We start from the raw sequence: 12,181 nt of genomic DNA, 5'->3' as shown, positions 1-12,181 counted from the left end.
CTCTGCTTGTCTACCTGCCTGTCTGTTTAGATTGTAATCACAATCTTTCCAACCATATCTCCATTTTCTATTCTTTTATAGGCTTCCTGTACCTGGTCCAACTCATAAACCCGATCAATAACAGGATGGATATCATTGATTTCAATGGCGCGGTTGAGTGCGGTAAAACTTTCTGCACTTCCAACGGCAAGTCCCTGTATGCGTAAAAAAGACATATTGATCTTATGCTCATGGATATTCAAAGGCAGGTCTGCTCCGGAGATAAATCCTGTAGTTCCCACAAAACCATTTTCTTTGACAGACAGTAAAGATTGCGCTATGGTCTTTGTTCCGGCAATATCGAGTGTAATATCTACCCCTTCCCCACCTGTTAAGGCTAAAACTTTTTCCTGCCATTGGGGGTGTTCATTGTAATTGATCACCGCATCAGCGCCCAGCGCTTTTAGCCTTTCTGCTTTTTCGTTGTTGCTGGTGGTGGCAATAACTCTTGCTCCGGCAGCTTTTGCAATTTGCAAGGCAAAGAGGGAAACGCCACCTGTTCCCTGTACCAATACGGTTTGCCCCAATTGTAAGTTGGCCTGATTGATCAGCGCATGCCAGGCAGTAAGGGCTGCAACAGGAAGCGTAGCCGTTTCTTCAAAACTAAGGTTTTCAGGTGCTTTTACCAGCCCATGTTCCGGCAGACAAACATACTCTGCCATCACACCAGGGCTTTGCCAGCCCACTCTGATCAGGTTACTTTCCCGGTCGATTTTTCCTTTCGTCCAGTTTTGCACATACTGTACAGCCACCCGATCGCCCACCTTCCAGCGCGTAACTTCTTCTCCAATAGCTTCTACCAGACCACTCCCATCGGATGCCGGTGTATATGGAAAAACAAGGTTTTTGTTAAAAGTTCCGTTCGCCATGATCAGGTCAAGGTAATTGAGTGATACTGCTTTGATTCGGACCAACACTTCCCCTCTTTTGGGATTTGGTTTTGGGATTTCTTTTGCTATTAAATGTGCTAAGCCGAATTGCTCTAATTGTATTGCTTTCATATATTTTATCTGTTAATTTTTGTCGCCCAAAGTGATGCGAAGGCGGTTAAGTGCGTTCATCAGTGAAATACTTGCCGTGAGCTCAACCAATTCCTTCTCAGTAAAACGGGATTCCAGTTCAGGTTTAATCTCCTCTGTTTCATCGGAAAGAAAAGTGATGGCATCTGTCCAGCGCAAGACCAGCAGTTGTTTTTCATCAAAGGCATCTGAATGTTTATAGCCAGGTATCTGGTCAATCAGGCTTTGCGGAATCCCCATTTCCCGTAGCTCATTGGAATGGAAGCTGCAGCAATAGGCACATCCGTTCATTTGCGAAGTCCTTAACTCTGCCAACGCAATAAGTCTATTGTCCAGGTCCGACTGTCGGATACTGGCATGTGACTGATATAAATAGCCTATTGTCTTTTTTGATATTTCTTTGTAATCCATATTCAACTTTATGATTTAAATGATGGAAACAAAGGTAGTCTGAGCGGTTTTCATCTGCCCGTAAGCAAAGGGGATAAAACGGCATCCTAATTGGAAAGCAGGTATTCAGATCCGGAAAACATTATCTTTGTCGCATGGAACAGATACACGACACCTTTGCTATAGAAATTGCAGAATATAGCGAATGGAGGGAAAGAAACCGAAAAAACAATTTTTTCGAGCTCGTTTATGTCCTGGATGGAGAAGGGCAGCACAGCGCCAATTACATCAAACACAAATACAGCAAAAACGGTATTTTTCTGCTACCGGCAGCACGATGCCATATGTATATCATCGAGAAAAAAACACAGTTTCTTTTTCTTCGTTTTACCGGGAGCTACTTTATCCCCGGCACGAATGATACCGTGGATTATAGCAATTGGTTCAACCGTCTGAATTTCATCATGGGAAACCATGATTATCTTTCGGGGGAGCTGATCGATGATCCGGATGATAAAAAGCAATTGAAAAGGTTATTGGATGTGATCCTTTATGAATATGAGCATAAAGGGATTTGCAGTGCTTTCGTAATTCAGAATACCCTGGTTTCTGTTCTGGCAATTATTAGCCGGAATATCCAGGCAAAGGCCTTGGGTGGCCGGATATTTACAGATAAAAAATTTGTTGAATTGCTGAATTTCATCAGCTTCAATATCCTCGACACCGAGAAATTATCCGTCAGCTATCTATCCCGGAAATTCCATATTTCTGAAAATTACTTTAGTGAATATTTCAAACGCAATGCTGCTGAAAAGTTTCAGGACTTTATATTGAACTCCAAACTTCGGATTGCAGGGTCAAGAGCAAAGTTTACAGATGCTCCTTTTCAGGAAATTGCTATGGAACTTGGCTTCACAGACAGTAGCCACCTCAACAGAATGATGAAAAAATATACAGGCAAGGGAATGAGAGAAACAAGGAAAGAAATACAGGGTTAAATCTCATTTAATTATGACGATCAATCCCCAGGATAAACTAATAAAAATCTGGCTCAAACAGGGCACAAAATATAGAAAAACATCTAAAAGGAGTAAAAATACAAATCGACGGTCTAATTAGGATATCGAACAAAACACTAAAGATATTAGCAATACCAATAAAGAACTTAACTATTAAAATAAATTAATTACCAAAGGGCCATCTGACACAAAAACATTTGAGGGATAAAAAAATTCACAAAAATATGACATTATAGTTATATTGGAATAATATTAACTAAATAACTAATCAAATTCATCCCAAATGAAAAAACTCATCCCTAGTTTAATGGCCTTGCTATGCCTTTTCGGGTCGGCAGTTGCTCAAAACCGGACGATTACCGGAACAGTAACAGGAAAAGAAGACGGCCTCCCAATCCCCGGAGTTACCGTAAAAATTATGGGGGCCAAAGGCGGCACCTTAACCAACCAGCAGGGAAAGTACTCCCTCGATGTTTCCCCCGGAATAAAATCACTAACCTTTTCTTCACTCGGCTTTGTTAGTCAAACCCAAACGCTCCCCCTCAACAATATTCTTAATGTCATTTTAACCGGCGATGATCAGGCGCTCTCGGAAGTTGTCATTACCGCATTGGGCATCCAACGTAAAAAGAATGAGTTGCCTTATGCCGCTCAGGAAGTTAAAGGTGAAGAACTGACCAAAACCAGGGACAACAACTTTGTCAACAGTTTATCCGGTAAAGTAGCTGGCCTGGACATCAAACAGTCGAACATGATGGGCGGCTCCACAAATGTGGTCATGAGGGGTTTTAAATCACTCACGGGTAATAACCAGGCTCTGTTCGTAGTAGACGGAATTCCGGTCAGCAATGCCAACACCAACACGGACGACCAGACGAAAGGTAAGCGCGGTTATGACTATGGAAATGCCGCAGCCGATATCAATCCGGACGACATTGCTTCGATAAACGTCCTTAAAGGAGCAGCAGCTACGGCCTTATATGGCTCAAGGGCGACCAATGGCGTGATTATGATCACCACAAAAAAAGGTAAGAAAAATTCCCTTGGCATTACAGTAAACAGCGGGGTTACTTTTGGAAAAATTGACAGAACCACGTTTACCAAATACCAGAATGAATATGGAGCGGGATATGTCAATCAATACAGTAAAAAAGGATACGATTCGCCCGACGGAAATTTTTGGTATTTAGATGTTTTCGGCAAAGGCCCCAGTCTGATCACTCCATTTACACAGGATGCCTCCTATGGAGGAGCCTTTAATCCGGACCTTAAGGTTTTCCAATGGAACGCCTTTGACCCTACCTCACCAACATATGGAAAAGCAACCTCTTGGGTTGCTGCAAAAAATGACCCATCTTCTTTTTACAAAACAGCGGTCAACTCTTCACAAAGTATTACATTGGATGGTGGAGGCGACAAAACTACCTTCAAATTCGGATACCTCAGAACTGACGAAACCGGAGTACTTCCAAACAGTAAAATCAAAAAGAACAGTTTTAACTTTTCCGGCGACCACGAAGTGACCAGCACAATTAAAATCAGTGCATCGGCCAATTACACCAATGTAAACGGATTGGGCCGCTATGGAACCGGATATGATGGGGCCAACCCAAATCAGCAATTCCGGCAATGGTGGCAAACCAATGTTGACATCAAAGAACAGGAGGCTGCTTTTAACAGAGAAAAGAAAAATATCACCTGGAACTGGTCAGATGAAACAGCCAGCGGCGCAATCTATTCCAACAACCCTTATTGGTCAAGGTATAAGAACTATGAGACTGACAACAGAGACCGATATTTCGGAAATGTGGCCATGACATGGAAACCATTAGAGTGGCTGGATTTTTTAGGAAGAGTGACTTATGATGGTTCAAATGAGCTTCAGGAAGACCGATTGGCAATAGGTGGTGCGGATGTCTCTGAATACGCCAGGTACAACCGGTCTGCAAACGAGGTGAATTTTGATTTAATGGCAAATTTCAACAAACAAATTACACCAAACCTCAACATAAGAGGATTGGTAGGAAGTAATTTACGCAGAACCAAAGTCTCTTCAATTTTCGCAAAAACGAACGGAGGCCTCGGTACTGAGAATTTATACTCCCTTTCGAACTCCGTAAATGCAATTAACGCACCACTGGAAAGGTACGAACGTGTAGCAGTGGATGGGCTGTTTGCCAATACCACCATTGGCTATAAGGAACTCGTTTTCTTAGATGCCAGTATCCGCAGAGATCAGTCAAGTACCCTTCCTGCTGATCATAATTCCTATTGGTATCCTTCTGTTGCAGGTAGTTTTTTGTTCTCTAACCTGATGAAAGAATCCACCTGGTTGAGTCATGGTAAATTCCGGATCAACTATGCTGAAGTAGGCAATGATGCTCCCCCCTTAAGCTTATACGATGTTTACAAAATCAACCCTGTATTCGGCGGAAATGTTTTGACCTCCATTACCACCGACAAAAAGAATCCTTTCCTCAGACCCGAGCGTACAAAAAGCATCGAGGCAGGTCTGGAAATGAATTTCCTGGCGGGTCGTATTGGTTTTGACTTCAGCTATTACCGGACCAACTCGGTTGACCAGATCATGGCAGTAGATGTATCCACCACAACTGGTTTTAGCACCAGGTTTGTCAATGCAGGAACTGTAAGAAACCAGGGTATTGAGGTTTCTGCTTTTGTTGTTCCTATAAAAACGACAGACTTCTCCTGGACTTTAAACCTGAACTTTACCAGAAACCGCAACCAGGTGATTGAGCTTTATGAAGGAAACAATAACCTGCAGCTTGCAGATTACAGAGGAGGGGTAACACTGAACGCAACCGTAGGAGAGCCATTCGGAACCCTCAGGAGCACCGATTTTCAGTATATTAATGGACAGAAAGTCGTGAATGATGCGGGCTATTATGCCCAATCAGCACCAAATCAGGTGATTGCCGATGTCAACCCAAAATGGGCAGGAGGCATCCAGAATAACATCAAATACAAAGACCTTTCCCTTAGCTTCTTAATCGACATCAAACAAGGAGGAAGCGTATTTTCCCTTGATCAGTACTATGGACAGGCTACAGGTATTTATAGAGAATCTGCCGGATTAAATGACCTTGGGAACCCGCAACGTTTGCCGATTAGTCAGGGAGGTGGAGTAATCCTTCCGGGAGTAGATAAAAATGGCAATCCAAATACCAAAAGAGTGGAGGCATATGATAATGATGTGACTCCATATGGGTATATCAATAACCCACCAGCGGGCTATATTTATGACGCCAGCTTTGTTAAACTACGTGAAGCAGCATTGACTTATGCTTTACCTAAAAAATGGATAGGAGACAAAGCGCTTAAAGGTGTAGATGTATCTCTTGTTGGGCGTAACCTATGGATTATTCACAAGAACACCCCTTATACGGATCCCGAGGCCGGCCTGAGTTCAGGCAACCTGCAAGGGTATCAAAGTGGCGCCTATCCTTCTGTAAGGACTATTGGTTTCAATTTTAGGTTCAAGTTTTAATCTGACTATTTATAAAAAACGATCATGAAAAAATTATTAATATATCTATTACCAGTAGTCCTTCTTGCCTCATGTGCCAAGAACTTAGACGACTATAACGTTGACCAGAAAAACCCCGATAAAGTAACTGCAAGCTCTTTGTTTGCCAATGCCCTTAAAGAACTCACCGACAACATCACCACACCAGATGTAAACATCAACGTATTCCGGTTTTGGGTGCAGCAATGGACGGCAACTACCTATCAGGATGAACCCCGGTATGACATGATTACCCGAAGTATTCCTATAAAATACTGGACACCAATGTATGTTGAAGTATTACATGATTTTAAAGAGAGTAAAAGAATCACCGAGGCAGATCCCCTGCTCAGTGCAAAAGTAAAAGCCAACAGGATAGCTGCCACAGAGATTGCGTCTGTATACGCCTGGTCCGTAGTGGTCAACTGCTGGGGAGATGTTCCTTACACAGAAGCTTTAGGTACCATAGGCAAACCTAAATATGATAAAGCAGCCGACATCTATACCGATTTGTTTAAGCGCCTGGATGCAGCCATTACCTCAATCGATCCGGGAGCAGATAGTTTTGGCTCTTCCGACCTTCTTTACGACGGTAATGCCGCCGCATGGCTGAAGTTTGCCCATAGCTTAAAACTAAAATTAGCCCTTAACATTGCTGATGTCAATGACGCTACTGCCAGAAGCATCATCCTTGCTTCAGCCGACAAAGCGTTTACCAGTAATGCAGACAATGCCAGTTTCAGGTACCTGAGCTCCACTCCCAATAACAATCCAGTTTCTAACAGTCTTAACTCTACGTATACCAGCAGGAAGGATTATGTGGCTTCGGAAGCCATTATCAAAATGATGAATGAAACTGAGGATCCAAGGAGACCATTCTTTTTCACCAGCGTCAAGGGTATTTATATCGGTGGTGAAGCCGGTCTCAATAATACCTTTGCTGCTTTTTCACAAGCTAGTAAAAAAGTGATCGCTCCGGACTTTGAAGCGCTTTTGTTAGATTATGCAGAAGTAGAATTCATCCTTGCAGAAGCCGCTGAAAGATGGGGCATTTCGGGAAGTCCGGCAGACCACTACAATAAAGGCATAACGGCATCTATATTGTACTGGGGTGGAACACAAGCCCAGGCAGATACGTATCTGGCCCTTCCAAATGTCGCCTACGCCACTGCAACAGGAAATTTTAAACAAAAAATAGGAGAGCAGAAATACCTTGCCCTCTACAACCGGGGATACGATGCATGGACAGAATGGAGGCGTCTAGATTATCCCGTTCTTAAAAAAGCAAGTCAGGCGACTTTAGATATGCCTCTGAGGTTATTTTACCCGACCAGTGAACGCACACTCAACCAGGAAAATGTGGAAAAAGCATCCGCATCCATGGGTGGAGATGTAGTTACCACTAAATTGTTCTGGGATAAATTTTAATTCTTTTTAATCCATTTTCAAGAGCCGTTTCTATTGATTTAGAAACGGCTTTTTTCTGGGTTAAGCAATTCCATTGATTTAACAATTTGTTAATACTAAGCCCTGTAATTTTAAAGGGTGAAAAAAGTAAATCCCAGCCGGAGCTTCCAGATGCTGCTCCTTTTGTTGTTGTCCTGCAATCTGTGTCCCTTTAAGACCTTTGCCCAGGACAACCTCAAACCCAATTCCCCTGTAATAGACAACATCCTCCATAACGCTCCTGACACGGCTTTTCTAAAGATCAAACGCAGTTTAAAAGAAGCTTTAAAAAAAGAGGATTTTATTGCGGCGGCCTTGTGTTACCAGCAAATCGGGGAACTCTTTTATTATCAGGCCGCGTACTCACAGGCCATCAGTTATTACTATAAAGCCGATCAGATCTTCAGGCAACAGAATGACCGGGACAACCTGGCAAAAAACCTGCATAAGATTGGGGAAACCTATTATTATGCCCGTCAGTACCGGGTTTGCCTCGAGAAATTTCAGGAAGCCTTAAGGCTTTATCAGCAATCCGGAGACCGTAAGGGCATTGCCAGGTCTTATGGCCTCATCGGGCAGACGTACGAGAAAAGTCTGGATTACCAGAATGCCATGAAGTACCAGCAATTGGCCCTAAACGTCTATAAAAAGGAAAAAGACCAGACCGGGATTGAAAAGATCTATGAAAATATAGGCAGCATTTACGAAGACAAACCGCACCTGGATTCTGCCCTGAAATACTATACCCTGGCACTGGAAGGCAACTCCCGGTTAAAAAACAACCGTGCCCAGATAGAGATCATCAACAACATCGGGGATGTTTACCGGAAGACAGGCCGGTATGCCGAAGCCCTTGGTTATACCAGAAAAGCAGAAGTCCTGGCCAGGCAGATGAACGACCAATACCAGCTCAGCAGTGCCTACAGGGATCTTTCCAAAAATTTCGACCTGATGAAAAGGTACGACAGTGCCTATCATTACAGTGAACTGGGCAGAAACATCTTCCTGAAAATCTTTACTGAAGACAACAATAAACAGCTCGCCCTGCTGCAAACCTTGTTCGAAATCCAGCAAAAAGACGATGCTATCCTTCAGTTTGAAAATGAAAAAGAGGCCAACCGCATTATGCTTATTGCTTCCGTCCTCATTGTGGTGCTCCTGATCTCCCTTGCCGCAAGTACCATCAGCCGGCAAAGGTTGAAGATCAAAAATGAGCAAAAGGTAAACGAGCAGAACAACCATTTACACGAAACCCAGAAAGCAGCCATTAAAGATGCCCTGGAGCTAAAAAGCAAAGAACTCACCAGCAATACCCTCCACATTATTCAAAGCAATCAGTTTCTGGAGAGCCTCAGGACAGAGATTGAAGAAATGGTGAAAGAGGATAAACGGGATCAGAAAAGGCAATTGCAGCAGCTGGTACAAAGGATCAACCAGAGCATCAGCCACGATCAGCACTGGAAGGATTTTACCGGAATGTTTGAACAGATTCACCAGACTTTTTTCGATCACCTGAAAGCACATTGTGATGAACTTACGGCAAATGATATCCGCCTGGTTGCCCTGATCAAAATGAATTTAAGCTCCAAGGATATGGCTGTTCTGTTTGGCATTTCGCAGGATAGCCTGAGGGTCGCACGCTACAGATTAAGGAAGAAACTCAACCTTCCACAAGGAGAAAACCTCAGCACATTTATACAGACTTTATAGGCCTTTTTTTGAAATTCCGGACACTTAACAATTGCATAACATTACGCTAATCAAATGATAATGGAGTTTTATGTTACCAGCAATCAGCTAATTATCAATTAATTAAACAAACCATGTTCACACTGTATGCGTTTTGTATACCCTTCATGTAACGCTGTATACATTTTGTTCACGGCAATAATTTCCAGGGCCAGTGCACAGTTCCCACATTTGGTCAACGTTAGCAAACACAAAACAGCAACAACAAATTAATCAAGAAAATGAAGACACTATTACCCGTTCTTTTTTGCTTATTATTCAGCATCACCGCAGCCCGGGCCACCAGCCTGAAGGGTTATGTTTACGACCAGAAAACAGGTGAGGCGTTGGTAGGCGCATCTGTTCTTCTGGAAAAGACAGACCGTGCGGTATTAACCGGTCTTGACGGATCATTTGAAATCAAACATCCACCGGCAGGAGCATTTACGATAAAGGTTTCCTACCTGATGTACAAGACCTTTAGCAAACAGATCGTCATCCTCAAAGAAGACAATCCTGTAATTAAGGTTTTCTTATCCGAAACCAAGGATGCCGAGCTACATGAGGTGATGATTTCTGCCAAACAGGACGGATCGGCAGAGAAAACAGCCCGAAGGATTGAGCAGAGATCCCCACAGCTGGTTAATGTCGTTTCCGGCAGGGCCATGGAAATATCACCTGACCTGACGGTTGCCAATGTCATTCAGCGGGTATCGGGTGTATCGGTAGAAAGAAACAGCAGTGGTGATGGCCAGTATGCCATTCTTCGTGGAATGGACAAAAGGTATAACTACACTCTGGTAAATGGGGTAAAGATTCCCAGCCCGGACAACAAAAACCGTTATGTACCCCTTGACATTTTTCCTTCCGAGTTACTGGAAAGGCTGGAGGTTTACAAAACACTCAATTCGAATATGGAAGCCGATGCGGTTGGTGGCGCCATCAATATGGTCATGAAGGATGCTCCCGATAAATTGCAGCTAAAGGTAAACCTGGCCACAAGCTATAGTCAGCTATTAATAGACAGGAAATTTAGCAGCTTTAACACCAATGGCATCAACTTCAGATCTCCCACTGAGATCAATGGAAAGGATTACAAAGCCACACAGCTGGACTTTCCAAAAGGAACGATAGATTACAGTTCCAAACATCCGGCACCTGGTCTGGTAGGCGGATTATCTATAGGCAGACGTTTTCTGGACAATAAACTAGGGGTGCTCCTTGCCGGAAGTTATCAAAATACTTATCGTGGAAGCAACAGTACCTTTTTCAACTCGTCCAATGACAATACAAATCCTTTTGCCACCATTACTTCAAGGGAAGACCGTCAGTATTCTGAGCAGCAACAACGCTATGGAACACATGCAAAGCTCGATTACACCATCAATCCGCAACACAAATTAAGTTTATACAATGCTTATGTGAACCTGCAAAGCACGCAGCTCCGCGATACAAAAGAAACGGACTTTTCTTCCGAGTATAGTCAGCAGCTGGGGAAAGCGAAGTTAATTTATGAAACCCGCTCCCGCTTTACAGAACAACAGATCTTCAACACCACCCTTCATGGGGATCATCAGCTTCTTCCGGAACAACTGAAGCTCAGCTGGTCGGCGGTGTATTCTTCTGCGAAGAACGATGTCCCTGATCAGAGTACCATCAATATTCTTGGAATCAAAGAAAATTTTATAGACCGGAAGACAGTGGTGCCATCGATCGGAGAAGCATATACCCGTCGCTGGGAACGAAATACGGAAGAGGATAAAGCAGGTTACCTGGACCTGACTTATACCGCCTCAATTGCGGGAGCTAAAGTAGATTTCAGCGCAGGAGGTCTTTACCGCGACAAACAACGGAGCAGTTTTTACAACAACTATACCCTTACTGCAGCAACCCCGAACCTGGAGTATGGTAAAAACTTCAACAATTACACTGAAATCCCCTGGACGGTAAAAAACGAAACAGGAGCGGTAAACAATCCATTGACTTATGATGCATCGGAGAAAATCAGTGCAGGCTACGGAATGTTTAAACTAAATACGGAATCGCTTGAAGTGATTGGCGGTTTACGTGTAGAACATACAAACCAGGGTTACCACATGTTATTCCCCGCAGGTGAGCTCCGCCCTACGGGAAACCAGGTCTACACGGATTACCTTCCCAGCATGAATTTAAAGTACAAGCTCAGTAAAAAGGAACAGCTTCGTGCCTCTTATTTCAGGTCTTTAAACCGTCCCGGATTTTATGAGCTGATTCCTGGTGGAAGCAACAGGGAAGAATATAAAGAAAGAGGAAATCCTGATTTGAAAAGAGCTTTGGCTGACAATTTTGACCTTCGTTATGAACTGTTTCCAAACGGGACAGATCAGCTGATGGCTGGTGTATTCTATAAAAACATACAAAATCCAATAGAATATACCTTCCAGGCAGATGCTACACGCGGGCAAGACACCTTTTATGTACCCGGAAACTTTGGAACAGCAAAAAACTATGGATTGGAATTGGATTATGTGAAGTTTTTCCATGAATTTGGCATTAAGGCCAACTATACCTATACGCACTCCCGTATTACCACACCAAAAACCTATAGAATACTGGATGAAAAAGGAGATCCCAAACCAATGGTCACTGATCAAACCCGTCCTTTATTTGGACAATCCGCACATATTGCCAATATTTCGTTACTCTATAAGGACAGCAAAAAAGGTTGGGACGCCCAATTGGCAGCTTCTTATACCGGAGAAAGAATCAATACCATTTCTCAGTTCCTGAACAACGACTTATGGCAAAAGGGTTTTATTCAGATGGATGTGTCAGCAGAAAAGAAATTCAAAAACAACCTGAGTGTATTTGTGAAAGCCGGGAACCTCTTGAATACCCCTTTAAAACTATTCATTAAAGGTATAAATCCAATCAACAGGGACACAAGTGCTGAGGAATTCGATGGCAATACCCTTATCCGCAACGATTACTACAAACAGAATTATTTACTAGGTCTTCGCTATAAATTATAAAAG

Annotated in this window: 7 protein-coding genes; 5 read left to right on the top strand and 2 right to left on the bottom strand. The window is 43.1% G+C overall.

Annotated features, from left to right (window positions below; genetic code table 11):
* Positions 1 to 26 precede the first annotated feature (26 nt).
* Entirely contained in the window at positions 27 to 1,040 is a 1,014-nt protein-coding gene (locus tag BUC20_RS15420; protein WP_073231996.1) for a zinc-dependent alcohol dehydrogenase family protein, read from the bottom strand.
* 12 nt (positions 1,041 to 1,052) lie between these two features.
* Positions 1,053 to 1,469 carry a carboxymuconolactone decarboxylase family protein gene (locus BUC20_RS15415; protein WP_073231995.1) on the bottom strand — a complete coding sequence of 139 codons (417 nt, stop codon included), beginning with the start codon at positions 1,467 to 1,469 and terminating at the stop codon, positions 1,053 to 1,055.
* Positions 1,470 to 1,603: 134 nt separating this feature from the next.
* On the opposite strand from BUC20_RS15415, the gene BUC20_RS15410 reads away from it, so the two are divergent.
* The 5 genes from BUC20_RS15410 to BUC20_RS15390 all read left to right on the top strand — a co-directional run bounded on the left by BUC20_RS15410 (position 1,604) and on the right by BUC20_RS15390 (position 12,178).
* Positions 1,604 to 2,446 (top strand): AraC family transcriptional regulator, encoded by an 843-nt coding sequence (locus tag BUC20_RS15410; RefSeq protein WP_073231994.1) that lies wholly within the window; start codon positions 1,604 to 1,606, stop codon positions 2,444 to 2,446.
* A 304-nt stretch (positions 2,447 to 2,750) separates the two neighbouring features.
* Positions 2,751 to 5,975 carry a SusC/RagA family TonB-linked outer membrane protein gene (locus BUC20_RS15405; protein ID WP_073231993.1) on the top strand — a complete coding sequence of 1,075 codons (3,225 nt, stop codon included), beginning with the start codon at positions 2,751 to 2,753 and terminating at the stop codon, positions 5,973 to 5,975.
* Positions 5,976 to 5,999: 24 nt separating this feature from the next.
* Positions 6,000 to 7,421 (top strand): SusD/RagB family nutrient-binding outer membrane lipoprotein, encoded by a 1,422-nt coding sequence (locus BUC20_RS15400; RefSeq protein ID WP_073231992.1) that lies wholly within the window; start codon positions 6,000 to 6,002, stop codon positions 7,419 to 7,421.
* A 117-nt stretch (positions 7,422 to 7,538) separates the two neighbouring features.
* On the top strand, positions 7,539 to 9,149 hold the full coding sequence (locus BUC20_RS15395) for a tetratricopeptide repeat protein (RefSeq protein WP_084528940.1): 1,611 nt from the start codon (positions 7,539 to 7,541) through the stop codon (positions 9,147 to 9,149).
* 260 nt (positions 9,150 to 9,409) lie between these two features.
* The gene (locus BUC20_RS15390) at positions 9,410 to 12,178 is read left to right on the top strand and encodes a TonB-dependent receptor (RefSeq protein WP_073231991.1); all 2,769 of its coding nucleotides are present in this window, start codon (positions 9,410 to 9,412) and stop codon (positions 12,176 to 12,178) included.
* Positions 12,179 to 12,181 lie beyond the last annotated feature (3 nt).

It is taken from the genome of Pedobacter caeni, assembly GCF_900129215.1.
GTDB lineage: Bacteria > Bacteroidota > Bacteroidia > Sphingobacteriales > Sphingobacteriaceae > Pedobacter > Pedobacter caeni.
The sequence above is the reverse complement of the archived record's forward strand: the minus strand, read 5'-3'. Positions and strand labels throughout refer to the sequence as shown.